The sequence below is a fragment of the Streptomyces sp. NPDC002870 genome (assembly GCF_042888505.1).
In the GTDB taxonomy this organism is placed as follows: Bacteria; Actinomycetota; Actinomycetes; order Streptomycetales; family Streptomycetaceae; genus Streptomyces.
The window spans coordinates 1-23,820 of sequence record NZ_JBIAPW010000005.1 but is presented as its reverse complement, the minus strand read 5'-3'; the positions used below and the strand labels follow the sequence as shown (position 1 = coordinate 23,820).

Below are 23,820 nucleotides of genomic sequence, written 5' to 3'. Positions count from 1 at the left end.
GCCGAGCATCAGGAGGGCCCGTTGTCGTGTTATCCGCGCTCGCTTCCGCGGAGGCCGCATCAGCCGTACCACCTGCCGGAGTTGAAGAAGATTCAGCAGCCCACCCGGCATCTGAAGAAGGCGTAGGCGGCACAAGTTTTCGCTAGAGCTTCACGCTCCACGGATGAGAACAGCCTGGCGATCAGGAGGCCCTGCCCTCATGCCCGGCCGCCGGTAGATCACCCGAACAGGAGCCCTGTCGATCAGCCAAGCGCTCCCGTGTGAAGTCACCACACGGAGCCGGATGGCTCGCAGAACAACCCGCCAGGTCTGGTGAGTGCCAGGTCCTGCCGTACAAGGAGATTGCCCGATGTCCCTCATCCGCATGCGCAACGTCGCCAGTGTCGGCCTGATCGTCGCCTCGGCCTCGTTCCTCGCCGCCTGCAACCCCGAGAATGCCGACACCAAGGTGGACGGCACTCGGGCCACCACCTCCGCCTCGCGGGCGAACAATGCCGCAGACGGTACGTTCGCGGGCACTCTGACCTTCATAGCCCCGGGCAAGCTGATGATAGACGAGCGCGAGTTCTCGGTGGCGGAGGGCATCGACATCCAGGGCTCGGGCGGCCTCTGCGGCGCTGGAAAGGGCCAACCCCTGAAGTCCTGCAGCATCGAGGAGCTCGTAGCAGCCGCCAAGTCCAAGTCCGTCAAGGTGAAGGTCACCATCAAGGGCGGCGACGCCACCAAGATCGTCGACCAGACCCCCCGTGACGACAGCGGCGACGGTGACACCCGCCCCGATGCCGGTGCACACGTCGACTCATGCACCACCGAGGGGCTGACCTTCTCGACGTCCGACCAGCCCCGCCCGATCAATCACATCATGCTGCATGCGACCAACCTGTCCGACAGTGCCTGCCGGCTGGTCGGCTACCCCTACCTGGCGTTCAGCGCGGACCAGCAGGCCGTCACCCGGGTCCTGGAGGACAGCAAGCCGAAGGACGTCGTCGTCCTGAAGCCGGGCGCGACGGCGTACGCCAGCATCAACATCGCCGACGGCAGCGGCGAATCGGAAGGCCCGGTCGAGAAGATCACGGACTTCAAGGTGATGCTCCAGGACTTCGGGGGCGAGTCCACGGACCCGGTGACCGTTCCGACGCCGGGCGAGGACGAGTTCACCGGGGAGCCGCTCAGCGTCGACATCGGCGCCGCATTTGTCACGTACTGGCACTCCAACGCCGCCGACGCCGCGAACAACTCCTGAGGGCGCCCGGACAATTGACATGCTGGTTCCGGATCTCACTACATCCGCTGTGGCAGGCCGACTGCGAACTGCGGTCCGGAATCCGCGTGTTGTTGCCAGCCAGGTCCTAACCCCACGAATTCATGACGACTTTACAGTGCGCCGCGGGCGCTTCGCCGGAGTGGCCTGCGAAGGCAAGTAGGAGAGGGAAAGGTGAAACCGAATAGCGCCGTAAACGGTGGAGCGCTCGTTGTGGTCGTATTGGCCATCTCCATGACCGCTCCGCTGACGGCGTTCGCGGCGGCACCCGCGCTAGCGCTCGCGTTCTGGCGTAACGGGCTCGGCGTCTGCGTCCTGGGCCCGGTGGTAGCGGCCAAGCGCGGCGACGAACTACGCGGTCTGCTGCACAAGGACAGGCGGCGAGAGCTGCGATACAGCGTGTTCGCGGGTGTGGCACTGGCGACGCACTTCGCCACCTTCATGCCCAGCACTCAGCTCACCTCGGTCACGACCGCGGCAGCGCTGATCTCCACCCAGCCGATCTGGCAGGGCCTGATCGCGGTGGCACTGGGCCGGAAGCTGCCCAGGAGCACCTGGGGCGGAATGGGCATCGCCGTGCTCGGCGCGGTGGTGGCCACGGGCGGGGACTTCCGGGTCGGGGGCACGGCACTACTCGGTGACCTGCTCGCCCTCGTCGGAGCCATCGCAACCGCTGTCTACGCCGAGCTCAGCAGCCGGGTCCGCGCCACGGTGAGCACACCCTCGTACTCGGTCGCCTGTTTCAGCGTGTCCACCATAGTGCTGCTGGTGGTGTGCCTCGTGGGCGGGATACCGCTGGCCGGATTCGATACCGCCACCTGGCTGGCCGTGCTCGGCTTGCTGCTGTTCCCGCAGCTGCTGGGCCTGTCGATGCTCAACTTCGTTCTGGGCAGGGTGTCAGCCGTCACGGTCAGCCTGGTGCTGCTGCTGGAGGCGCCGGTCGCCGCGCTCATCGCCTGGATGTGGCTGGGGCAGGTGCCCTCCGGGACGGCAGCCACCGGTATGTTCCTGGTCGTTTCCGGAGTCGCAGTCGTGGTGATCTTTGACGCGCGCGCCGACCGGGACATGTCGCAGACCGTCACCAACCTGTATCCGGCGCTCATCACCCCGGTGCCGGTGCCTTCCATCAACGTCGCACCTCCCCCGATGCAGGAGGTGCACTCGATGATCTGGAACGCCGCGCACGGCGGGCGGCTCCAAGAGGCGGCGGGCATGGTCGCCGTCTTGGAGCAGGGCGCGCTGCGCACCTACGGGCCTGCCTCTCCGGAGGCGATCCACTGGATCGAAGTACGGGCCCAGTTGGCCCGGGTCGCGGACGATCCGGGCAGGGCGTGCGAGCTGTGGCTCGTCGCCGCCGCTTCCCGTCTGTCTGGGGGCGAGCCGCCGGACGGCGAGGAGGTCGTGGCGGCTGTGGACCGTGCCACGCACGAGTGGGCTCGCGTTCGTGACAGCGCCAGCGCTCGGTATCTGGCGCCCAAACTGATCGCCATGCGCAGGCGGATACCCGGAAGCGACGAAGGCGCGATCGGTCGGATCGAACGCCGGCTGAGTCAGGTGCACGCCTACCGCCGACCGCCGGACCCGCGCCTCGAATGGGCTGACAGCGTGAAGGCGTCCCCGACGACGCCGATTCAGGAGTCTCGCCCACGAGGGAGCCACGAGAGCACGGGCCCAGGTGGATGACGATGGCTCCGGGGAAAACCGCAGCGGCTGCCCCTGCCGCCTTCGGCCGCAGGGTGATCGTGAACAGTCATCGTCGTTACAGGTGGACGGCACAGCTGCGAAGCGCGGGGGCCCCAACCGTGGTCGCCAACGGCGGCCTACAGTTGACGACCGCGCCCCACCGCTGCGAACGGCGCTGAACATCGACCGGACCGGGCGACGGACGAATCGGGCACGGTTGACACCTTGGGAGCAAGGGAGAACGAGCGCTCCCAGAAGGCTCCCACGCGGGAGCAGACACGCGTACGACAAAGGCCGCTCCCGATGATCGGAAACGGCCTCTGACCTGCAAAAACACCGTCGGGACGACAGGATTTGAACCTGCGACCCCTTGACCCCCAGTCAAGTGCGCTACCAAGCTGCGCCACGTCCCGGTGCCCGTCTGACCTGGGGTTTCCCCTGGCCGAACGCGCATGAGAACAATACCGCACTTCGACCGGTGGTCACGAACCGCTTTGCGCCCGCCCGCCGGCCAGGCGCAACGCACCTTGGGTCTTCCACGCCAGTGTGACGCACGTCACCGCCGAGACCGTCGACACCCCCGCCTGTGATCGTTTCCTGCTCTCCAAGGGACACGGGCTGCCGCTGGCTGTCGGCACCGCGCTCGGGCTGCGAGGCCCCGCCGCGACACACGGCCGGCCCGGCGGGATCGCGTCCGGACCAGGGACCCGCGACTCGCGGTCGTACTGGCCGAGATCAGCAGAGACGGCTTCGTCCTGGCCGGACGGCGGCCCCCGGAGCGGGTGATCAATGAGGGGATCCGGGCGCAGCCGATACCCGGCGCGGGCCGCCTTGACCCGAGCGGCCTCCCCGAACGGATCACGGGATTCCTCAGCGCGGGCCGCGATCAGCCCAGGGCCTGGGTGCGGCGCCGCCGCGCAGGGCGCCCCGCCATGCACCGCCGCCCCGCCGCACGGTCACCCCGTCCGCTCGGCCAACTCCGGGTGCGCGTCCAGCAGTTTGCGTGGTGCCGCCTGGCGCCACGAGTCGAGCAGGATCGCGTACAGCTCCTCCTCGCCCTCCAGCGCCGCCAGCCGCACCCGCAGCCAGGCGTAGTTGTCGTCGTGCCCCGCGCGGATGAAGAACTTCTCCGGCTCTGAGGCGATCAGCTCCTCCCGGTCCTCCTTGGGGCACTTCACACCCATCACCTTGTCGTCGTCATCGAGCGAGGCGAAGATTTTGCCCCCGCCGTCCAGACGGAATGTGGGCATGCCCCAGGCGAGCTTCTCCATCGCACCGGGAAGCGAGAGCGCAAGTCTGCGTACGTCGTCGGCAGTGGCCATATGAAGACCGTACGACGCGCCACTGACACTCGCCCCGCCCTTGCCACACCGGGCCCCTCCGACCCATTGACCCCCTGTAAGCCGGGAACCTACGCTGTGCAACGAATTCAGAAAGCGCTTTCTAAATGCCGGAGCCGCGGTCCGCCCACCAGCACCGGGAGCGCAATGAGCAGTCCAAGAGCACGGCTCAGCCCAGGAGCACCGCTCAGCCGCAGGTCCCTCTCCCTCTTAACCGTCATCACCGCAACTCTGGCGCTCGTCGTCGCCCTCGGGATCGCCTCACCGCCCCGCGCCGACGCCGCGCCCTATCGCGTACTGGTCTTCTCCAAGGTCACGAACTTCTACCACGACTCCATCCCCGCCGGGATCGAGGCGATCAAGAAACTCGGCAGCGAGAACGGCTTCGAAGTCGAAGCCACCGACGACGCCGCCGCGTTCAGCGACACGAACCTCGCGCGCTTCCAGGCGATCGTCTTCAACAACACCAACTCCACCCCGGAGAAGGGCGATCTGCTGGGCGCCGAGCAGCGCGCCGCGCTCCAGAAGTACATCCGGGGCGGCGGCGGCTGGGTAGGACTGCACGCCGCCTCCGCGAGCGAGCGCGACTGGGGCTGGTACGAGGGCCTGGTCGGCGCGATCTTCGACAAGCACCCCGCCGTGCAGACCGGGCGGATCAAGGTGCTCGACCAGGCCCACCCCTCCACCAAGGGGCTTCCCGAGCTCTGGGAGCGTACGGAGGAGTGGTACAACTGGCGCACCAATCCGACCGGGAAGGTGCACACACTCGCCCAGATCAAGGTGCGGGACGGCATCACCGGCCTCGACGAGGGTGTCGATCACCCGTGGTCCTGGTGCCAGAACTACGACGGCGGACGCTCCTGGTTCACGGCGGGCGGCCATGCCAAATCCGCGTTCCAGGAAGCGGGCTTCCTCAGGCATCTGCTCGGCGGGATCCAGTGGGCCGCCGGCAACAAGCCCGGTGACTGCACCGCCGCCAAGACCGGCGCCTTCCAGCGCACACCGCTGGTCACCAGCGATCTCGCCGACCCCTTCGAGCTCGCCGTCGCGCCCGACCGCCGGGTCTTCTTCATTCAGCGCACCGGCAAGGTCAAGGTGATCGACCAGCAGACGCTGAAGGTCACCACCGCGCTGGACTTCGCGTACACGCCCGACATGACGAGCCAGTCCGACGGTCTCCTCGGACTTGCGCTCGACCCGGACTTCGGGAAGAACAACTGGCTCTATCTGCTGAACTCCGACAAGACCGAGAAACGGCTCAACCTCTCGCGCTTCACGGTGACCGGCAACACCATCGACCCCGCCTCCGAGAAACGGCTGCTCACCATTCCCACCTGGCGGGGCGAGGGGCGGGCCAACTCCCATATGGCCGGCTCGATCGCCTTCGACAAGAAGGGCGAGCTGTACATCGCGACCGGCGACAACACCGACCCGTTCGCCTCCGAGGGCTTCACTCCGATCGACGAGGGCGAAGGACGCCGCGCCTGGGACGCGCAGGGCACCGCGGGCAACACCAATGACCTGCGCGGCAAAATCCTGCGCATCACTCCGAGGGACGACGGTACGTACACCGTCCCCGAGGGCAATCTCTTCGCCCCCGGCGCCGAGAAGACGCGGGGCGAGATCTACGCGATGGGGATGCGCAACCCGTTCCGGATCACGACCGATCCGCTGAGCGGCGCGCTGCTGGTCGCGGACTACGGACCCGACGCGCGCGCCGCCAAGCCGGACCGCGGTCCTGAGGGCACGGTCGAGTTCACCCGTATCACCAAGGCGGGCAACTTCGGCTGGCCCTACTGCATCGGCGACAACACCCCGTTCAGCGACTACGACTTCACGACCAAGACTTCGGGCCCGAAGTTCGACTGCGCGAAGCTCGTCAACAACTCGCCCAACAGCACGGGCCTGGCCCAGCTTCCACCGGCTCAGCCCGCCACGGTCTGGTACGCCTACTCGGCGTCGGCGGAGTTCCCTGAGCTCGGCACGGGCGGCGGCGGTCCGATGAGCGGCCCGGTGTACGACTTCGACGCGGCGAACACGTACCGCACCAAGTTCCCCGAGTACTTCGAGGGAAAGTGGCTGAACTACGAGCTGACCCGCAAGTGGTTCAGGTCCTTCTCCGTCCAGCAGCAGGACCAGACCTTCACCGACCCGCGTTTCGCACCGGCGAAGGCGGGCGATCTTCAGTCGATCAACGCCGTCTTCGGCGACATGACGTGGAACCAGCCCTTCGACGCCGACTTCGGACCCGACGGAGCGCTGTACGTCATCGACTTCGGCCTCGGCAGCGGTACGGGCCGGGGCGGCAGCAACGAAGGGTCGGGCATCTACCGCATCGCCTACGTCGGCGACGGCCGACTGCCCGACGCCAAGGCCACCGCCACTCCCGACACCGGCTCGGTCCCACTCACCGTGAAGTTCTCCAGTGCGGGCTCCGGACTGCCGGGCGGCAAGCCGGTGACATACGCGTGGGACTTCGACGGGAACGGCACCACCGACTCGACCGAGGCCGACCCGGTCGGGGCGGCCTCGGGCGGCCTCGGCGGGGACGTGGAGTTCCGCGCCGGATCGCCGACGGGTCCGCTGCTGGGCAAGGTGACGGTCCCGAACACCGGGGACTGGGGCAATGTCGTCTCGCCCACGACCGCCCTCAGGGACCCGGGCGGCACTGTGCAGCTGTACGCCGTCTTCACCAATCCGCAGTGGTCCGCCGAGAAGCCCGACCTGCTCGCCCTCGACTGGCTGCACTTCAACGGGCGCGGCGTCGAGAAGCACCCGGCGACCAAGGTCTCGCTGACGGCGACGCCCGCGACCGGGGCCGCGCCGCTCACGGTGCAGCTCGCAAGCACGGTCGAGCTGCTGCCCGGCCGCACCATCGCCTCGTACCACTGGGACTTCGGCGACAACGCCAGGCCCACGGCACCGGAGGAGCGACGGCGACGCACAGCTACGCCCGCCCCGGTGCGTACACCGCACATCTGACCGTCACTGACGACAAGGGCGACACGACGGTCAACTTCGTCCGAATCAACGTGAGTTGAGAGGGAAGCAGACATGAACGGCACACGACGTGCGTTCCTGGGCACGGCTCTGGGCGCCGCCGCGGCGGCGGCCCATGAGCCGGCCGGCGTTCGCCGCAGAGGAGGGCCGCCGCCGACGGCGCATCCCGGCCTCCGGCATCGGCATGCACCTCTACACGATGCGGACGCCCCTGGCGAAGGACCTCAAAGGGACCCTCGCTCGGCTGGCCGAGATGGGATACGCGACGGTCGGGGTCAGCGGCCGGCACGGCAACAGCGCCGCCACGATCCGGGCCATGCTGGACGAGACCCGCCTCAAGGCGGTGCTCGAACACGTCGGCTACCCCGTCGTCACCGGCGACGGTCTGCCGCAGGCGCTCGACGACATCCACACCCTCGGCGCGCGATGGATCGTGGTGCCGAGCCTGCCCGGCTCGATGCACACTCCGGCCGGATTCCGGGAAGCGGCACGGCAGTTCAACAAGGCCGGGCTCGCCGCCCGCGAGTCCGGTCTCGGTCCGCTGCTCTTCCACAATCACGGCCTCGACCACGAGGTCGTCGACGGCGAGAATCTGTACGACATCCTCCTCACCGAGACCGACCCGGATCTGGTGGCCTTCGAGCTGGACGTCTACTGGGCGGCGAAGGGCGGGGCGGATCCGCGTTCGCTGTTCGTGCGCCACCGGCGGCGCTTCCCCGCGCTGCACGTCAAGGACATGGCCCCGGATGGCGGCTTCGCCGATGTCGGCTCCGGAACCCTGGACTTCCGGTCGATGTTCGACACGGCGCGCAGTGGTGGTGTGAAGCAGTGGCTGGTCGAGCACGACTCGCCGGCCGACCCGTTCGCGACCGCGCAGAACAGCTACGCGTACCTGGCGAATCTCAGGTACTGACGACGTCCCGAACTGGGGCTCCGCCCCAGGCTCCGCGCCTCAATCTCCCCCAGACTTCGTCCGGGGGGACCCCCAAGGGGCTGAGTCTTCTCGTCGGCGATCATGCTCGCCAGCACTTTCCGGGAACCGGTCCGGGAGATCGCGTACGTCTCCACCCTGCGCGCCCAGCGGGTCCGAGCCATCCTGCTGATCGGCTCGGGGTTCCAGGACCGGGCCTGGGAACGGGCGCTTGCGGACGAGCTGGAACCGTATGTCCGCGCGGGCGGGCGGGTCGCGGTCGTCAGCCGGCACCGCAGCCTTCGGGTGGATGCCGTACTGCCGGAGAACCGGGCCGGAGCCGCCGCCCTCGCCCAGGCCCTACTGGCCCTGGGACACCGGGAGTTCGCGGTGCTCAGCGGGCCGCCCGAGCTCACCACCGTCACCGACCGGCTCGCCGGGTTCCGGGAAGGCCTGGCACAGGCCGGGATCACGCTCGGGCCCGACAGGGTGGTGCGCGGCGCCTTCACCCGCGAGGGCGGTCATACGGCCGCCCGTGAACTCCTCGCCCACTCCGCCCTGCCCACCTGCGTGTTCGCTGTCACCGATGTGATGGCGGTGGGCGCGCTCGCCGCCTTCAGGGAAGCGGGCGTCCGGGTGCCGCAGGACGTCTCGCTCGCGGGCTTCGACGACATTCCTCTCGTACGGGAGCTCACTCCCCCGCTCACCACGGTGTCGCTGCCGCTGACCGCCATGGGGCAGGAGGTGATCGCCCTCGCACTGCGCGAGCCGCGCGGCGCGCGTTCGCGGGTGCTGCGGGTCGGCGGCGAGGTCGTTCTGCGCGCCAGCACCGCCCCACCGTCCACCCCGCTTACCGGAAGGACCAGTTGATGAACATCGAGCGTGTCGAGACCTTCGCGGTCGCCCTGCCGACCCGCCGCTCCTTCGGCGTTTCCGGCGGCGCGGTCGCCGTCGCCGGACAGCCGTCTCTGCGGGTGCTGGTGAAGGTGAGCGCGGACGGGGTGCACGGCTGGGGCGAGGCGACGCCCATCCCCGCCTGGACGTACGAGACGGCCGAGTCCATCGTCACCACGATCGACCGCTATCTCGCCCCGGCCATTGTCGGCAGGCCCGCCTGGAACCTGGACGCCGTCGACAGCGCCTTCGACCGGGCCGTCAACCGCGGCTTCACCATCGGCGCGCCGCTGGCCAAGAGCGCGGTGGATGTGGCGTTGCACGATCTGCTGGGACGGGCCGCCGGGGTGCCGCTCGGCGTGCTCTGGGGTCAGCGCAGGTCGGAGTCGATCGAGCTGGGGTGGGTCGTGTCCGGCCAGTCCCCCGCCGAGGTCGGCGACAGTGTTGCGGAGGGCTCGGACGCCGGGTACCGGGCGTTCAAGGTCAAGATCGGGCTGCACGACGAGGACACCGACGCGGCCGTGGTGGCGGCGGTGCGCGAACACGCGCCGGGCGCGCCGGTCTGGGTGGACGCCAACCAGGCGTACACCATGGACGCCGCGCTGCGCATGGCGCGGCGGCTGGACGCGATCGGGATCACCGCCTTCGAGCAGCCGCTGCCCGCCAATGACATCGCGGGGCTGCGGCGGTTGCGCGAGCACTCCCCCGTGCCGGTGGCGCTCGACGAGAGTCTGCGGCACCCCACCGATCTCGCGACCTTCGTCCGTCTTGAGGCGGTGGACGTGGCGATAGCCAAGGTGCAGCGCAGCGGCGGGCTCACGCTGTCCCGGCGGCTGTGCGCGCTCGCCGAGGACTGCGGGATGCGGTTGATGGGGTCCGGGCTGACCGACTCCGATCTGGGGCTTGCCGCATCACTGCACCTCTTCGCGGCGTACGGGATCGACACCCCGGTCGATCTGAATGGCCGTCAGTTCATCGAGTCTCCGTACGCGAGGCGGACGGTGCGGGTGGAGAAGGGGGTGGCCCAGGTGCCCGATTCCCCCGGGCTCGGGGTCGACGTGGACGAGGCGGTGGTGCGTGAGCTGGCCGTCGACGTACTGGAGCGTCGCGTGTGACATCGCCCGGCGCGTGAGTGCACCCAGCCGCGCGCCCCTGGCACCCCTTGTGCGCTTCGCGCGCCTGGCAGCACTCCCGTACGCCGGTACGTTCGGCCTCCATGTCCGTCGGCCCTGTCCGCAAGCGTTCTTTTTCGGTCTGGGACTGTGCCGGATCGGTTCTTCCGATGTTCTGGGATGCCACAGTTGTGTACCTCTGAGGCTTCCACTTGTCCCTCAGTGCCATATGCCCACGAAACCTTTGCCGATGGCATGTGGCATAAACAAGCCCAGGGGGAATGCCGTACGGCAGGACCGGACGGGCGTGTACCACACGGGACACACCCTCAATCAAACGTCAACGGTCCGCTTTTTGGACAAAGTTGGCGTCGATCCAGTACCAATTGAAAACGATCAACACCATAATGTGGTCGGCCTGTTCGGGACGGGACCACTGCCGATGCACCACCTGCTCGAACAACCGCCCGAGCAGGCGTTTCGCGGAGGAGGGCTCGCGATGGACGGATACTTCGCCAGTCGACTGCATCATCAATTACGTGACCATGTCCGCGATTTCGCGGAGAGGGAGGTACGTCCGAGAATTCCCGCGATGGAGGCCGACCGGTCGGTCCACCACGACCTGTCCCGGCTGATAGCCCGGCAGGGCTGGCTCGGCGCCACCATCAGCAAGGAGCACGGCGGGATGGGTGTGGGCCACCTCGCCAAGACCATCATCATCGAGGAACTGTCCCGGGTCAGCGGGGCGATGGGCGCAATGGTGCAGGCCTCGCAGCTGGGCGTCGCAAAGATTGTCCATTTCGGCAGCGACCAGCAGAAGAAGACCTGGCTCCCGTCCATCGCCGCCGGCGAATGTCTGCCGACGATCGCGGTCACGGAACCCGAGTCGGGCGGCCATGTGCTGGGCATGAGAGCCACCGCGGTGCGGGACGGCGACGACTACATCCTCAATGGCCGAAAGGTGTTCGTCGGCAACAGCCATGTCGGCGATCTGCACGGCGTGGTGGTCAGGACCGCTCCGGGGTCGAAAGGGCTGACGGCCTTCATGGTCGAATCGGACCGCCCGGGGTTCGGAGTCGGTGAACAGCGGCCGACGATGGGACTGCACGGCTTCAGCTTCGGCGAGCTGCACTTCCACAACTGCCGTGTCCCCGCCCCGAACCGGCTGGGCGAGGAGGGCGACGGTCTGTCCGTGGCGTACTCCTCCAGCATGCTGTACGGCCGCGCCAACCTCACCGCCGTATCGCTCGGCATCCACCAGGCGATCCTGGAGGAGACGACCCGCTTCTGCGCCGAACGGCACCGGTATGGCAAGCCGCTCCATGAACTTCCGTCCATCAAGCTGAAGTTGGGGAAGCTGCAGTCGCGGCTGATGACCGCCCGGCTTGCCGCGTACCACGCCGTGCACCTGCTCGACCAGGGTCTGCCGTGCGACGCGGAGCTGATGAACGCCAAACTGGTCAATGTCGAGTCGGCGATCGACTCCGCGCGCAACGCCATGGAGATCCATGCCGCGGCCGGGCTCTTCACCGACCGCCCCATCGAGCGGTATCTGCGGGACGCGCTCCACATGTTCGCCCCCGCCGGGACCTCCGACATTCAGCTGCTGCGCCTGGCGGAGGTCGCGCTGGGCACGGCGAAGGGCCAGTGGTCGCAGCGGCTTGCCGACGAGGTCAGGCTGGAGCCGGCGTTTTGACCGTTGCTCCGCCCCGGACGAAGTCTGCGGGAGGTTGAGGACACTCCCCCTGCGCCCCGCGCGCGCAGGGGGAGTGCGAGGCTCAGATACGGCCGTCCTCGCGCCGGTGGATCTGCTCGATCAGCTCCGCGGCAAGCGACTTGATGGTCTCCAGACCCGCACGCCCCCACGGCCGCGGCTCGGTGTCGACGACGCAGATCGTGCCCAGCGCGATACCCGTACGGTCGATCAAGGGCGCCCCGAGATAGGAACGGATGCCGATCTCGTCGACGACCGGGTTCCCCGCGAACCTCGGATAGTCGCAGACGTCCTCCAGCACGAGCGCCTTGCGCCGTACGACCACATGCGGGCAGTAGCCGTGGTCGCGCGCCATGAAACGGCTGACGTCACCGCCGCCCGCCGCGGCCACCGCGCCCAGATCGTTGCCGGTGCGCGTACCGGCCGGAGTGTGCAGCCCGGCGAAGAACTGCCGGTTCTCGTCGATGAAGTTGACCATCGAGTACGGCGCGCCGGTCACCTCCGCGAGCCGGTCCGCGAATTCGTCGAAGGCGGGATCGGGCCGGTCCCCGAAGCCCAGCTGGCGCAGCCGCCGCACGCGGACGGGCGCCTCGCGGTCGACGGGGGTCAGCAGCAGATGACCGGTCGGGTCATACGTCATGTCGGTGCTCCGTAGCTCGGTGCCGGAGCCGGCACCGCGGTGGTGGTGAGCAGATGCTGGACGAGGGTGACCAGCGTCCTTGTCGCCGAGCTGGCGATCCGCGCGTCGCACAGCACGACCGGCACCTCCGGCTTGAGGTCGATCGCGGCCCGCACTTCCTCCGGTTCGTAGCGGTACGCGCCGTCGAACTCATTGACGGCGACGACGAATCCGATGCCACGCCGCTCGAAGAAGTCGACAGCGGAGAAGGAGTCCTCCAGCCGGCGGGTGTCGGCGAGGACGACCGCGCCGAGCGCGCCTTCGGAGAGTTCGTCCCACATGAACCAGAAGCGCTCCTGGCCGGGGGTGCCGAAGAGATAGAGCACATGGCGCTGGTCCAGCGTGATCCGGCCGAAGTCCATGGCGACCGTCGTGGTGGTCTTGGACTCGATGCCGTCCAGGCTGTCGGTGGCCACGCTGACCTGCGTCAGAAGCTCCTCCGTGCTCAGCGGCGCGATCTCGCTGACCGCTCCCACGAAGGTCGTCTTGCCCACCCCGAATCCCCCCGCTATCAGGATCTTCAGCGCGGTGGGGAAGAGGCCGTCGATTTCAGAGCCGTCGTCGTAGGCCATCGAGCACCGCCTCCAGCAAAGAACGGTCTGTGGGTGTGTTGCCGCAGCGGGGCGCCCGCGCGGTGACCGCGCCGCAGTCCACGAGATCGGAAAGCAGCACCTTGGTGACGACCGCCGGGAGCCTGAGGTGCGCCGAGATCTCGGCGACCGAGGTGGGCCCGTCGCACAGGCCGAGCGCCAGGGCGTGCTCGGGGCCCAAGTGCGCCTGTGGCACGGTCCCGGTGGCCATCACCAGCGAGAGCAGGTCCAGCGCCGCCGTCGGACGGGTACGGCCGCCGCTCACGGTGTACGGGCGGATGAGCCGGCCGGCCGCGTCGTCGAGCAACGGCCCGTCCTTGGGGGACGGCACTCTCATTGACCCGTGGCGCCCGGCGCCACCGCCGAATGTCTGGCCGGCGTGGTCAGGTAGGGCCGTACGCTCTTGACCAGCATCGCCATCTCGTAGCCGAGGACCGCGGCATCCGCCTCGCGCCCGGCGAGTACGGCGAGGCAGGTGCCGGAACCGGCGGTCGAGACGAACAGCAGCGTGGAGTCGAGCTCCACGACCACCTGGCGTACCTCTCCGCCGTCGCCGAAGCGCGCTCCCGCGCTGCGGCCCAGGGAGTAGAGGCCGGAGGCGAGCGCCGCCATGTGGTCGGCGCTGTCGGGGTCCAGGCCGTGCACGGATTTCACCAGCCCGTCGGAGGAGAGCAGTACCGCGTTACGGGTGTACGGCACACGCTGGACCAGGCCGCTGAGCAGCCAGTCGAGGTCCGAGACATGACCGTTCGGCGCATCGCTCGCCATGGTGCATCTACTCCTTGGAGGTGTTGTCGTGGCGCTGCGGTCCGGGTTGGGCGGCGGGGTCCACGGGGGAATGGGCCTCGGCCAGTCCGATGCCCCGCTGGAAGGCCGCCATCAAGCCCGGATCGTGGAGGGCGTGGTCGTCGTCCTTGCGGGGCGACGGAGCGTCCCTGAGCTGGGGGACGAGGTGTTCCTGACTGCGGCGCCGGGGCAGTTGGGGGCGGCCCATGGTGCCGCGGACGACTCCGCCCGCGGGCGGCTCAGCGGTGGTGTGAGCGGACTCGGCGGGCGAACTCTCCAGCGATGCCGAACGGTCGGCGCCCGGGAGGGCGGCAGCCGGGTTGGGCCTGTCCGCGTGCTCTCCGCGTACGGGAAGGGGTGCCGCGCCAAGTGTGGCCTGCACGGTCTCGCGCTGCGGCTGCGGTTGTCGATGCGGCTGCGATTGCTGCCGGTGCTGGGGCTGGGGCTGGGGCTGGTGCAGGTGCAGGTACGGCGGGGAGTGCGGCTGCTGCGGGATCGAGGGGGACATTGCCGCGGTCGCCCGCGGCGCGGTCGTTCGGGCGCTCGGTTCTCGCCCGTCTTCGGACACCACGGCCGCCGCGTCGGCCGCCTGAGCGAGTCGTTCCGGCTCGGAGCCGAGCAGCCCTTGCGGCACTACGAGGATGGCCTGGACGCCGCCGTAGATATTGGACTGGAGCCGGACCGCGATGCCGTGTCTGCGAGCCAGCGCCGAGACGACGAAGAGGCCGATCCGCCCGTCCTGCAGCAGATGGGCGACGTTCACCTGGTCGGGGTCGGAGAGCAGGGCGTTCATCTTGTTCTGCTCGCCGACCGGCATGCCGAGGCCGCGGTCCTCGACCTCGACGGCGAGTCCGGCCGTGACGTGCGAGGCGCGCAGCAGCACCTGGGTGTGCGGGGCGGAGAACAGCGTGGCGTTCTCGACCAGTTCGGCCAGCAGGTGGATCACGTCGGCGACGGCGTGGCCGCGCAGTGTGCCGTCGATCGGCGGCACCAGCTTGACCCGGGGGTACTGCTCCACCTCGGCGATCGCGGAGCGGAGCACCTCCGTCATGGTGACCGGGTTGGACCACTGCCGCCGGGAGATCGCCCCGCCGAGCACGGCGAGGTTCTCGGCATGCCTGCGGATGCGGGTGGCGAGGTGATCGACATGGAAGAGTCCCTTGAGCAGCTCGGGGTCCTCGACCTCGTTCTCCAGCTCGTCGAGGAGCTGGATCTCCCGGTGGACCAGCGACTGGAGCCGCCGGGCCAGATTGACGAAGACTTCGACCTTCTGCTCATTGCCGACGCTGCTGGAGAGCCGGGACGCCTGGACCACCGCCGCCACCGCGGCCTCGTGCGAGCGGCTCAACTCCTGGGTCAGCAGGTCGAATTCGTCCCCGTCGGGCGGGGCGGGCGAGGGCGTAGCGCGGTCAGGTGGTCCCTCCCCCCGTCTGAGCTGCTCGACCACGGTGCGCAGGTCCGCCTGCCCCCGCGCGGTGGAGCGGCGCAGGTCGGCGCACCGGTCGGAGACGGACTTGGCCATACGGTCCGCGCCCATGGCCGCCGCTGCCACCGCGGCCATGGCGACCACGGCGGAGGCGGTGAGCACGGCCCACAGACTGGCGGACGGCTGAGGCGTGGCGATGCGGATCGTGAATATCACCGCGGTTGCGCCGCTGAGCGCGGCGACGACCGCCGGCAGGGCCGCGGTCCGCAGGAGTTGAGGGCGTATACGGGCTTCCGGCGACGACGGCACGGTGTGCGACCTTCCCGCTGACGACAGGGAGCGGGCGCCTGGCCGGCCGTGGCGCCCGCCCTCGCGGCGGTCGGGCCGCGCGGCGGGTGCGCGTAGTTGAGACATCAGCGTCCTTGGTACGTGGGGCCCCAGGAATCGGCGTACTGCACGTGGTCAGCTTCGGCTCAGCGGAGGGCTCCGCATACGCGATATCGAACGCGATATCGGTACGCACGATGAGCCGCCCGTTGATCACCGGCAACACACGGTAGTCGCGAAGCGAGCACGTGCGACGGGCAGTTGACAAACTTGCCCGACATTCGTCCCGCTCTGGTATGAGGCCTCGCACTGTTACCCGAAAACGCTGTGACGGCCCCCGTCGCCGTGTCGGCTGCGACAGGGGCCGGACGCTCGGGAATCAGGCGGTCGGCGCCACCTCGGGGCTGCCCGTACCGCCGGAGGTGGCCCAGCCTTCGACGGGCACGGTCGCCACCGCGCGCCACCACAGCTCGGACGGAACGCCCTTGGCAGTTGGCTCGAACGGCTCGCCCGGTCGCGGCAGCGCTACGGTCGCACCCGCGGCGCCCGCGGCCGCGACCGTACCCTCGCCGGGCTCGGCCCACGGGTGCGGCGCGAGGTTGAACGTCCCCCAGTGGATCGGCAGCATCACGCCGGACGGCTGCCCGCCCTGGAGGTCGAGGTGGGCGCGCATGCCCTCGGCGGGCGTCATATGAATGTCCGGCCAGTACTCGCTGTACGCGCCGATCTGGATCATGGTCGCGTCGAACGGGCCGTGCTCGGCGCCGATGTCCTTGAAACCGGGGAAGTATCCGGTGTCGCCGCTGTGGTAGATCCGGTGCTCCGGGCCCGTGACGGCCCAGGACGCCCAGAGTGTGTGCTGCTGATTGCGGATCCCGCGGCCGCAGAAGTGCCGGGCCGGGGTGGCGGTCAGCCTGATGCCGGCGACTTCCGTCGACTCGTTCCAGTCCAGCTCCCGCAGCCGGTCGGCGGGCACGCCCCAGCGCTCGAGGTGCGCACCCACGCCCAGCGGTGCCGCGAAGACTGTGTCCGTGGAGGCCAGGGCTCGGATGCTGGGCAGGTCGAGATGGTCGTAGTGGTCGTGGGAGATGACGACGACATCGACCGGGCCGAGGGCAGCGATGGAAACGGGAACAGGGTGCAGCCGCTTGGGGCCGGCGAAGGGGAAGGGTGAGCAGCGCTCGCCCCAGACCGGGTCGAAGAGGACCCGCCGGCCGTCGATCTCGGCGAGAACGCTGGAGTGTCCTATCCAGGTGAGCCGCAGCCCGGAGGCCGGCGGTTCCGTCAGGTCGGCGACAGTCGTGGGGTGCACAGGGATCACCCCGACGGGGGACCGGCGCGCCCGCGCCTCCTTGCGGAAGTAGATCTTGGCGAACTCGATCATGGAGCCACCGGACGGTCTGGTCCTGGCTCCCACGGGGTTCTGGAAGGACCCGTCGGAGAAGTTCGGCGAGCGGCGGATCCGCGCCCACCGCTCTCCTGCCGGGTCAGCGCCGAACGCGGCGGGTCGCAGCGAGCGCAGCCGGGAGGTGAGAGGGGGGTGGGGGGAGTCAGCGCCGGTCACGGCACCTCCAGATGTCGGGGTTATCTCATTATGTGCGGGGGGTACGACAGTGCGGTATCGCCCGGGGGCCGGACATCCTACCCGCGCGAGTGGGCGTCACCCTGGGTGTTCCGGCGATGACGGACACCGGTGGCGGGGCTCAGCGGCGCGGCTGGCCATAGGCCCGTTCGACGCGCAGCCGCAGCACGAGGCGCTTGTCGCGGACCATCGCGCGCCGGTAGTCGTCCCAGTCCGGGTGCTCGCCCTGGACGTCGCGGTAGAGGGTGATCAGCTCTTCGACGGTGGCGTCGTGCGGGTCGGCAGCGACCGGGGAGAGGTCGGCCGTGCCCTCGACGACGGTGTAGGCCCAGCGGTCGGGGCTGGTGACGTGGTAGCCGGCGCGCGGGTCGCGGCGCAAGTTCCTGGTCTTGGCCCGGTCGTCTGTGATGGACACCCTGATGGTCCGCTCGTGCGGGTAGTAGGCGTGGTTCACATTGGACAGCTGCGGCCTGCCGTCCCGCTTGATGGTGACCAGCACGCCTCCGTCGTACTCGGCGACCAGCTCGAGGAGGGCGTCTTCCGCGTCCCGCCGGGCGTCCTGCTGTGCGTCGATGTCCGTCATGAACACAGGAACGCCTGTCCCCGTGCGGGTGTTCCTGAAATTCCTTCCCGGCGATGTCACATCCGGGTCGGGCCGTCCGTCGTAGGTGTGAAACGGCGTCGTAAGAGTGCGTCGCCCACATCTCAGGAGGCTCGTCATGGCTCGTATCTCGCTCACTCCGCGCCGCTCGCTCCTGTTCCGCGCCACGGAGTGGTACTCCAGGCGCATGTACGGAAAGGTCCTCGACCCCGCCCGGGCACTGGCCCACAATCCGCGGGTGCTGTGGACGGATCTCCGTTTCGAGCAGTCGCTGGCCAAGTGGAAGAGCCTCGACCCCGGCCTCAAGACTCTGGCCGTGATGGCGTCCGCGGCTTCGATCGGGTGCAGCTGGTGCATGGACTTCGGTTACTGGGAGAGCCGGCAGCGCGGCATGGACGTGCGCAAACTCCAGGATGTGCCGACGTGGCGCGACAGCGACGCCTACGCTCCGCTGGAGCGCGATGTCATGGAGTACGCGGAGGCGATGACGGCCAATCCGCCGCAGGTCGAGGACGAGCTTGCGAAAAGGCTGCTCACGACCCTCGGCGAGGCCGCGTTCGTCGAGCTGACCGCGATGGTGGCGGTGGAGAACCTGCGCTCGCGGATGAACACCGCACTGGGGCTGACCAGCCAGGGCTTCAAGGACCACTGCGAGATTCCGGCTCGTGGGAGGTCCACGGCCGACTGATCGGCGCTGACCGTTCGGTCCGCCCGGCGGGTTTGTTGACGATCACGTTGACAGGGGAGCTCACTCCTCCAGATACTGACCGACGGTTCAGTTACTGTGTCCCGTCGTCGCGCGTCGTCGCGCGCCGTCGTGCCTGGAGGCGCCATGTCCGAGCTCACCACGGGCGGCGAAGCCGTCGTACGGGCGCTGGCGGCGCACGGCGTCACCCAGGCCTTCGGGATCCCGGGCACGCACAAACTGGAGATCTACCGGCATCTCGCCGCCTACGGACTCGCACATGTCACGCCCCGCCATGAGCAGGGCGCGGGATACGCGGCCGATGCGTACGGGGTCAGCGGGCGCCCCGGGGTCGCGATCACCCCCACCGTGATCACCGTTCCCGAGGAGACCGCCCGATGACCGCTCCCCCGACCACTCCCCTGCTGTCGCTCACCTGGACCGACCATGTCACCGGCCGCCAGGGCCACTTGGTCGTCGACCGGCTCGTGCGCGGGGTCTCCAGCGGCGGTCTGCGGATGCGCGAGGGCTGCACGCTGGATGAGGTGGCCGGGCTGGCCCGCGGGATGACGATGAAGGAGGCCCTGCACTACAACCCCGACGGCCGGTACATCCCGCTCGGAGGTGCGAAGGGCGGTCTCGACTGCGACCCGCAGGACCCGCGGGCGTACGGCATCCTGGTCCGCTACCTGCGCGCCGTGCGCCCGTACATCGAGTCGATGTGGACCACCGGCGAAGACCTCGGCCTCACCCAGCACATGGTCGACCGCGCCGCCGCCGAGGCGGGGCTCGTCTCCTCCATCCAGGCCGTCTACCCGCTGCTCGACGACGAGGCGACCGCGCGCCGACGGCTCGCGGACGCCTTCGCCGTGGAGGTCGACGGGATCGGGCTCGACGAGCTCGTGGGCGGCTGCGGTGTCGCCGAGTCCGTGCTGGTCGCGCTCGACCGGGCGGGTGTCGCGTACGAAGGAACGCGGGTCAGCGTCCAGGGACTTGGCACGATGGGCGGGGCCAGTGCCCGCTTCCTCGCCCGCGCCGGGCTGAAGATCGTCGCCGTCGCCGACGTGAAGGGCACCGTCGCCAACCCGGCCGGCCTGGACGTCGACGCGCTGCTGGCGGCCCGCGACTCGTACGGCACCATCGACCGGACGGCCCTGCGGCCTCAGGACCTCGAGCTGCCGGGCGACGCGTGGCTGTCGGTCGACGCCGAGGTGCTGGTGCCGGCTGCCGTCTCGTACGCAGTCGACACCGCCAACCAGGCGCAGATCAAGGCCCGTTGGATCGTCGAGGCGGCGAACATGCCGGTGCTGCCGGACGCGGAGGAGTTGCTGGCGCGGCGCGGCATCACCGTACTGCCGGACGTCGTCGTCAACTCCGGTACGAACGCCTGGTGGTGGTGGACGCTGTTCGGTGACATCGACGCCGACGCGCACGAGGCGTTCGCGTACACGCGTCGCTCGATGCGCGCCCTGATCGACCAGATGCTGACGCGCGCGGAGGCGGACGGAACGACTCCACGGACCGCCGCGCACGCGATCGTCGCCGACCGGCTGCCGGTGATCGCCGAGCGCTTCGGCTGGTACAGATGACAGCGTGCGACGCACGGGAGTTCGGGCCCCGGCGGACGGCCGCACCCACCGCACCACGCCGCCCAAGATCGACTGTGTAGGGTGATGGCGTGTCAAGAGTCCGGTTGAGCGTGGCGGAGCGGCGTGAGGAGTTGCTCGGCGCTGCCGTCGAGCAGATCGAGGAACACGGTGTGGCGGCCGTGCGCATCGCCGATGTCGCCTCCGCCCTCGGCGTGAGCAATGCCCTGGTCCTCTACCACTTCTCGACCAAGGAGAAGCTCGTCGCGGCCGCCTTCACCTACGCCGCCGACGGTGACCTCGCCCATCTGCGCAAACTGCTGGGCCGCCGCACATCCGCGCTGCGCCGGCTGCGGGCCGCGGTCCGCTGGTACGCGCCGACGGGGACGGCCAAGGGCTGGCGGCTGTGGATCGAGGGCTGGGCGGCCTCGCTGCGCGAGCCGACGCTGCGGGAGGTCGCCCGCGATCTCGACCAGCAGTGGAAGGCCGCCCTGACCGAAGTCATCGCGGAGGGCGCGGCGGCGGGCGAGTTCCCGTGCGAGGACCCGGCGGCAACGGCCTGGCGGCTGACGGCGTTTCTCGACGGGCTCGCCGTGCAGATGACCTCGTACGCGGGATCGCTCTCGCGCGCGGCGATGCTGGAGTGGACCGACGAGGCGCTCGCCCGTGAGCTCGGCGTGGACCGGGCCGCGCTCACCGCCGCCGCTCGCTGAACGGGCGTGCGCACACAGCCTCTTCCCGCATACTTGGCAACTGTGTCTCAGCAGCCGCAATCTCAGTCGCAGTCTCAGCAGACAGATTCCCTCCCTCACGATGTGCTGGTAGTCGGCGGCAGCGGCGTGGACACGGTCGTCCGTGTCGACTCTCTGCCGGTCCCGCTCTCGGACTCCGTGCCGGTCGGACCGATCCGCGAATCGCCCGGCCACACCGGCGGCAATGTGGCCCTGGGCTGCCGGGCTCTCGGGCTGAATGTCACCCTCCTCGACTACATCGGCGACGACTGGCCGGGCCACCAGGTCCGCGCGCGGCTCGCCGAAGGCGGGGTGGCCTTCGAGCCGCTCCTCTCCTCGACCGGAACTCGCCGCGCGGTCAACCTCGTCGACCCCGCGGGCCGCCGTATGTCCTTCTACGACGCCCGCGATCCGGGGGAGTTGCGGATGCCGCGCGACTTCTACCTCCCACATCTGCGGCGGGCCCGCCATGTCCATCTCTCGATCGTGAACTTCGCGCGGTTCCTCTACGACGACATCGAGGCGCTCGGCGTACCCGTCTCCACCGACCTGCACGACTGGGACGGACTGGCCGACCACCACCGGGAGTTCGCGCTCCGTTCGGATCTGGTCTTCCTGAGCACCGTCGGTGCGGGCGAGCGGATCGCCTCGGTCATGCGGGAGATTCTGCGCGACGGGCGGGCCCAGGCTGTGGTCGCGACGGCGGGTGCCGGCGGCTCGTACCTCCTCACCCGCGAGGGCGGCAGCACCCCACGCCCGATCCCCGCGGCGGTCCCGCCCGCACGGGTGGTGGACTCCAACGGCGCGGGTGACGCGTATGTCTGCGGCTTCCTGTACGGGCGGCTGTCCGGCCGCGACCTGGAGGAGAGTGCGAGGCTGGGCGCACTGGCGGGCGCACACGCCTGCACGAGCGAGGGCAGCACGTCGCCGATCGGACCGGCCGGACTCGTGCCGCCTCAGGTCTGACGCACCGGTTCGTACGCTTCCTCCTGCAGCCCGAAGGTCCAGGCGACGCCCTCCTTCGCCGTCCGGGTCGTGGGCGGCACCCGCAGCCAGTAGGTGCGGTGGGTGCCGTCCGGCTCGGGGGTGGAGTTGACCACTTCGACCATCGCCACGTCCTCGTCGTCGTCCAGCGCGATCCGCCACAGAATGCCTGTCTCGTCCCGGTGCACAGGCTGGGCGTCCGACTCAGCGAGATAGCGGTCGTAGCCGTAGTACTCGAGCATCACGCGGCGCAGCTCGGCGTTCTCCTCGCTGCGTATGCGCTCTGGGGTGAGCGAGGTCAGTTCGCCGAGGAAGTCCGCGGGCACCGGCATGCCGCGCCATGCGTACAGGGCGAAGCCGTCGGGGAATGCCAGCGCCGGACCGTCGCCCCTGTCGAGCCGGCCGGCTTCGTCCCGGTGGAGCTCCACCGGCCGCTCGCAGATCACCACCGCCTTTTCGTACGGCCACCACCAGCCTGCTTGCGCCGCGACCGTGGCGAGCCCTTGGAGCCGGTCGCTGCGGCCGTCGAAGCCGGCGAGCCAGGCCGCGTCGTGCTGGCCGAGCACCGCGTCGAGCAGGGTCAGCCGGATCTCGGTCTCCCTCGCCATCGCGTCCCCGGTGTCTGCCGTGTCCTGAACGGCGAGCGAGTCCACCACCCCGGTCCGTATCCGCTCGGCCAGGGCCCGCGTGGTGTCCCAGAGCCGGGCGCCGGTGAGGCTCCACAGTTCGGCCCAGCCGATCGGCCCCAACTCGTCATGGATACGGCGGCGTTCTTCTGCCCACGGGCGGGTGCGCACCTCGTCGCGCACCGAGCGCCCGGCCTCGTCGAGCGAGCGGACGGCGGCAACGCCCGCCAGCGGAGAGTCCGCCCACACGATCCGCTCCGGTTCGGCGAGCCCTGCCGTGCGATAGGCGAGGCGCACGCCTTCCTCGGCCACGGCCCGGTCCGCCGGTCCGGTCGCCGCCGCAACGGCCCGCCACTTGTCCACGTCCTGCATGTGATGCCCCGTTCCCTGCTTGTCCGAATCAGCCTGTTGCTCTGTTGCTCTGCCGCTCGTCGTCTTTCAGTCGGCGACGATGCGGACCGCGCCCGGCAGGTACTCACGCTGCCGCACCACGCGGTACCAGCCCCTCGGCAGCGGTATCGCCGCATGCTCCTCGTGCACCACCCGGCCGCCTTCGGGCAGATGCAGAAGCATCGGGCCGAACGGGCCCGGCTCACGCACCAGTCGGCCCGGGCCGGTCACGGCATGCGCGTGACCTGTGACCTCACCGAGCGCGAGTACCAACCGCCCCCGGGCGTCCCTTGCCTCGCTCGGCGCGGCCACAGCGTGTGACGGCACGGCATCGTCCGTGACGGGCACGATGAGCACGTCTCCCTGCCGGTACATGGCTCTCCCCTCCACACTCGGCGCCGAGCGCGCCGAACCTGCGAAAGACGCTAACGGGAGGGTCTGACAACGGGCCTGGCCGAGGCCCGCGCCGGCCTCCCGGCCCCCGACCGGCCCCGTGACGGCTGTTGGGTTCCTAACGGACGTCAAGTAGCTCGTGGTGTTCTTGAGGGCTGGTTCGTAGGGTGGTTGTCGACGGGCCGGTTGCCGGAGCACTTCGTGACTCCTTCTCGCGCCGGCTCGTCGTTGGGTTCTTCAGCTGCTGGGATCGGCGGCGGACGTGGACCTTCGCTCGGGCGGCCTTGTCGACCTTGTAGCGGGTCGCGCAGATCTGTCGTCCCTCGGCCTCGGTGATCTCGTGGCCGTCGGTGTCGCGGAGTTCGTAGAGGGTGCCGTTGCGCCAGCAGGCGGCCAGGCGGGTGATGAGTACGGCGGCCAGAGTGCACAGGGCGGAGTTGTGGTGTTTGCCCTTGTTGGCGACGAGGTCGTGGTAGCGGGCGGCCAGGGTGGGATCGACGTGCCGGGCGATCTCTGCGGC

General features: G+C 69.5%; 22 protein-coding genes, 1 tRNA gene and 2 pseudogenes. 12 read left to right on the top strand and 13 right to left on the bottom strand.

Annotated features, from left to right (window positions below; all coding sequences use genetic code 11):
- The first annotated feature begins 349 nt into the window (after positions 1–349).
- Positions 350–1,243 carry a DUF4232 domain-containing protein gene (locus ACFYWY_RS08360; protein WP_389181618.1) on the top strand — a complete coding sequence of 298 codons (894 nt, stop codon included), beginning with the start codon at positions 350–352 and terminating at the stop codon, positions 1,241–1,243.
- 192 nt (positions 1,244–1,435) lie between these two features.
- A complete protein-coding gene (locus tag ACFYWY_RS08355) occupies positions 1,436–2,944 on the top strand; it encodes a DMT family transporter (protein ID WP_389181616.1) in 1,509 nt (502 codons plus the stop codon).
- Between the two features lie 339 nt (positions 2,945–3,283).
- On the opposite strand, the gene ACFYWY_RS08350 is transcribed toward ACFYWY_RS08355, so the two are convergent.
- Both ACFYWY_RS08350 and ACFYWY_RS08345 read right to left on the bottom strand, forming a co-directional pair.
- A tRNA-Pro gene (locus tag ACFYWY_RS08350) sits at positions 3,284–3,357 on the bottom strand.
- A gap of 543 nt (positions 3,358–3,900) precedes the next feature.
- Complete coding sequence (locus ACFYWY_RS08345) at positions 3,901–4,266, bottom strand: MmcQ/YjbR family DNA-binding protein (RefSeq protein WP_389181613.1); 366 nt, start codon at positions 4,264–4,266, stop codon at positions 3,901–3,903.
- Positions 4,267–4,431: 165 nt separating this feature from the next.
- Between ACFYWY_RS08345 and ACFYWY_RS08340 the strand changes: the two are divergent.
- The 4 genes and pseudogenes from ACFYWY_RS08340 (at position 4,432) to ACFYWY_RS08325 (ending at position 10,203) form a co-directional block, all read left to right on the top strand.
- A pseudogene (locus ACFYWY_RS08340) lies at positions 4,432–7,325 on the top strand (ThuA domain-containing protein).
- Positions 7,326–7,338: 13 nt separating this feature from the next.
- Positions 7,339–8,197, top strand: a pseudogene (locus tag ACFYWY_RS08335) (sugar phosphate isomerase/epimerase family protein).
- Between the two features lie 102 nt (positions 8,198–8,299).
- Positions 8,300–9,064 carry a LacI family DNA-binding transcriptional regulator gene (locus ACFYWY_RS08330; protein WP_389181610.1) on the top strand — a complete coding sequence of 255 codons (765 nt, stop codon included), beginning with the start codon at positions 8,300–8,302 and terminating at the stop codon, positions 9,062–9,064.
- Positions 9,064–10,203, top strand: a complete 1,140-nt coding sequence (locus ACFYWY_RS08325; RefSeq protein WP_389181607.1) for a mandelate racemase/muconate lactonizing enzyme family protein — start codon at positions 9,064–9,066, stop codon at positions 10,201–10,203. Before ACFYWY_RS08330 ends, ACFYWY_RS08325 begins: the two co-directional genes overlap by 1 nt.
- A gap of 337 nt (positions 10,204–10,540) precedes the next feature.
- On the opposite strand, the gene ACFYWY_RS08320 is transcribed toward ACFYWY_RS08325, so the two are convergent.
- Entirely contained in the window at positions 10,541–10,735 is a 195-nt protein-coding gene (locus ACFYWY_RS08320) for a hypothetical protein (RefSeq protein WP_389182291.1), read from the bottom strand.
- Here ACFYWY_RS08320 and ACFYWY_RS08315 point away from each other — a divergent pair.
- The gene (locus ACFYWY_RS08315) at positions 10,700–11,896 is read left to right on the top strand and encodes an acyl-CoA dehydrogenase family protein (RefSeq protein WP_389181604.1); all 1,197 of its coding nucleotides are present in this window, start codon (positions 10,700–10,702) and stop codon (positions 11,894–11,896) included. The two genes, ACFYWY_RS08320 and ACFYWY_RS08315, sit on opposite strands and share 36 nt — an antisense overlap.
- Before the next feature lie 82 nt (positions 11,897–11,978).
- Here the strand turns inward: ACFYWY_RS08315 and ACFYWY_RS08310 are convergent, their stop codons facing one another.
- The 7 genes from ACFYWY_RS08310 to ACFYWY_RS08280 all read right to left on the bottom strand — a co-directional run bounded on the left by ACFYWY_RS08310 (position 11,979) and on the right by ACFYWY_RS08280 (position 17,887).
- Positions 11,979–12,554, bottom strand: a complete 576-nt coding sequence (locus ACFYWY_RS08310; protein ID WP_389181601.1) for a GAF domain-containing protein — start codon at positions 12,552–12,554, stop codon at positions 11,979–11,981.
- On the bottom strand, positions 12,551–13,165 hold the full coding sequence (locus ACFYWY_RS08305; protein ID WP_389181598.1) for an ATP/GTP-binding protein: 615 nt from the start codon (positions 13,163–13,165) through the stop codon (positions 12,551–12,553). Before ACFYWY_RS08305 ends, ACFYWY_RS08310 begins: the two co-directional genes overlap by 4 nt.
- Positions 13,143–13,514, bottom strand: coding sequence for a DUF742 domain-containing protein (locus tag ACFYWY_RS08300; protein ID WP_389182264.1), 372 nt, complete (start codon positions 13,512–13,514; stop codon positions 13,143–13,145). The genes ACFYWY_RS08305 and ACFYWY_RS08300 overlap by 23 nt, the downstream gene beginning before the upstream one ends.
- A 2-nt stretch (positions 13,515–13,516) precedes the next feature.
- Positions 13,517–13,951 carry a roadblock/LC7 domain-containing protein gene (locus ACFYWY_RS08295; RefSeq protein ID WP_389181594.1) on the bottom strand — a complete coding sequence of 145 codons (435 nt, stop codon included), beginning with the start codon at positions 13,949–13,951 and terminating at the stop codon, positions 13,517–13,519.
- Between the two features lie 7 nt (positions 13,952–13,958).
- Positions 13,959–15,809, bottom strand: a complete 1,851-nt coding sequence (locus ACFYWY_RS08290; protein WP_389181591.1) for a sensor histidine kinase — start codon at positions 15,807–15,809, stop codon at positions 13,959–13,961.
- Positions 15,810–16,101: 292 nt separating this feature from the next.
- Positions 16,102–17,286, bottom strand: a complete 1,185-nt coding sequence (locus tag ACFYWY_RS08285; RefSeq protein ID WP_389181588.1) for an MBL fold metallo-hydrolase — start codon at positions 17,284–17,286, stop codon at positions 16,102–16,104.
- A 139-nt stretch (positions 17,287–17,425) separates the two neighbouring features.
- Positions 17,426–17,887 (bottom strand): PPOX class F420-dependent oxidoreductase, encoded by a 462-nt coding sequence (locus ACFYWY_RS08280; RefSeq protein ID WP_389181585.1) that lies wholly within the window; start codon positions 17,885–17,887, stop codon positions 17,426–17,428.
- Positions 17,888–18,023: 136 nt separating this feature from the next.
- On the opposite strand from ACFYWY_RS08280, the gene ACFYWY_RS08275 reads away from it, so the two are divergent.
- From ACFYWY_RS08275 to ACFYWY_RS08255, 5 genes are all read left to right on the top strand, one after another.
- Positions 18,024–18,593, top strand: coding sequence for a carboxymuconolactone decarboxylase family protein (locus ACFYWY_RS08275; RefSeq protein WP_389181583.1), 570 nt, complete (start codon positions 18,024–18,026; stop codon positions 18,591–18,593).
- Positions 18,594–18,737: 144 nt separating this feature from the next.
- Positions 18,738–18,992 carry a thiamine pyrophosphate-binding protein gene (locus ACFYWY_RS08270; protein ID WP_389181580.1) on the top strand — a complete coding sequence of 85 codons (255 nt, stop codon included), beginning with the start codon at positions 18,738–18,740 and terminating at the stop codon, positions 18,990–18,992.
- Positions 18,989–20,179, top strand: coding sequence for a Glu/Leu/Phe/Val dehydrogenase dimerization domain-containing protein (locus ACFYWY_RS08265; protein WP_389181577.1), 1,191 nt, complete (start codon positions 18,989–18,991; stop codon positions 20,177–20,179). Before ACFYWY_RS08270 ends, ACFYWY_RS08265 begins: the two co-directional genes overlap by 4 nt.
- A gap of 89 nt (positions 20,180–20,268) precedes the next feature.
- Positions 20,269–20,889: a TetR/AcrR family transcriptional regulator gene (locus ACFYWY_RS08260; RefSeq protein ID WP_389181574.1), complete on the top strand. Its 621-nt coding sequence runs from the start codon at positions 20,269–20,271 to the stop codon at positions 20,887–20,889.
- Positions 20,890–20,994: 105 nt separating this feature from the next.
- Positions 20,995–21,873: a carbohydrate kinase family protein gene (locus ACFYWY_RS08255; RefSeq protein ID WP_389182261.1), complete on the top strand. Its 879-nt coding sequence runs from the start codon at positions 20,995–20,997 to the stop codon at positions 21,871–21,873.
- Here ACFYWY_RS08255 and ACFYWY_RS08250 read toward each other — a convergent pair.
- The 3 genes from ACFYWY_RS08250 to ACFYWY_RS08240 form a co-directional block, all read right to left on the bottom strand.
- Positions 21,864–22,889, bottom strand: a complete 1,026-nt coding sequence (locus tag ACFYWY_RS08250) for a DUF6745 domain-containing protein (RefSeq protein WP_389181571.1) — start codon at positions 22,887–22,889, stop codon at positions 21,864–21,866. The genes ACFYWY_RS08255 and ACFYWY_RS08250 overlap by 10 nt on opposite strands.
- Positions 22,890–22,955: 66 nt before the next feature.
- On the bottom strand, positions 22,956–23,282 hold the full coding sequence (locus tag ACFYWY_RS08245; RefSeq protein ID WP_389181569.1) for a hypothetical protein: 327 nt from the start codon (positions 23,280–23,282) through the stop codon (positions 22,956–22,958).
- Between the two features lie 136 nt (positions 23,283–23,418).
- Positions 23,419–23,820: hypothetical protein (locus ACFYWY_RS08240; RefSeq protein WP_389181566.1), on the bottom strand; the 402-nt coding region annotated here is incomplete at its 5' end.

Bases quoted from the DNA above. Each gene is read 5' to 3' on its own strand.
- ACFYWY_RS08360 (WP_389181618.1), top strand. From the start codon at position 350: ATGTCCCTCATCCGCATGCGCAACGTCGCCAGTGTCGGCCTGATCGTC.
- ACFYWY_RS08345 (WP_389181613.1), bottom strand. From the start codon at position 4,266: ATGGCCACTGCCGACGACGTACGCAGACTTGCGCTCTCGCTTCCCGGT.
- ACFYWY_RS08330 (WP_389181610.1), top strand. From the start codon at position 8,300: ATGCTCGCCAGCACTTTCCGGGAACCGGTCCGGGAGATCGCGTACGTC.
- ACFYWY_RS08325 (WP_389181607.1), top strand. From the start codon at position 9,064: ATGAACATCGAGCGTGTCGAGACCTTCGCGGTCGCCCTGCCGACCCGC.
- ACFYWY_RS08315 (WP_389181604.1), top strand. From the start codon at position 10,700: ATGGACGGATACTTCGCCAGTCGACTGCATCATCAATTACGTGACCAT.
- ACFYWY_RS08310 (WP_389181601.1), bottom strand. From the start codon at position 12,554: ATGACGTATGACCCGACCGGTCATCTGCTGCTGACCCCCGTCGACCGC.
- ACFYWY_RS08305 (WP_389181598.1), bottom strand. From the start codon at position 13,165: ATGGCCTACGACGACGGCTCTGAAATCGACGGCCTCTTCCCCACCGCG.
- ACFYWY_RS08295 (WP_389181594.1), bottom strand. From the start codon at position 13,951: ATGGCGAGCGATGCGCCGAACGGTCATGTCTCGGACCTCGACTGGCTG.
- ACFYWY_RS08290 (WP_389181591.1), bottom strand. From the start codon at position 15,809: ATGTCTCAACTACGCGCACCCGCCGCGCGGCCCGACCGCCGCGAGGGC.
- ACFYWY_RS08280 (WP_389181585.1), bottom strand. From the start codon at position 17,887: ATGACGGACATCGACGCACAGCAGGACGCCCGGCGGGACGCGGAAGAC.
- ACFYWY_RS08275 (WP_389181583.1), top strand. From the start codon at position 18,024: ATGGCTCGTATCTCGCTCACTCCGCGCCGCTCGCTCCTGTTCCGCGCC.
- ACFYWY_RS08270 (WP_389181580.1), top strand. From the start codon at position 18,738: ATGTCCGAGCTCACCACGGGCGGCGAAGCCGTCGTACGGGCGCTGGCG.
- ACFYWY_RS08265 (WP_389181577.1), top strand. From the start codon at position 18,989: ATGACCGCTCCCCCGACCACTCCCCTGCTGTCGCTCACCTGGACCGAC.
- ACFYWY_RS08250 (WP_389181571.1), bottom strand. From the start codon at position 22,889: ATGCAGGACGTGGACAAGTGGCGGGCCGTTGCGGCGGCGACCGGACCG.
- ACFYWY_RS08245 (WP_389181569.1), bottom strand. From the start codon at position 23,282: ATGTACCGGCAGGGAGACGTGCTCATCGTGCCCGTCACGGACGATGCC.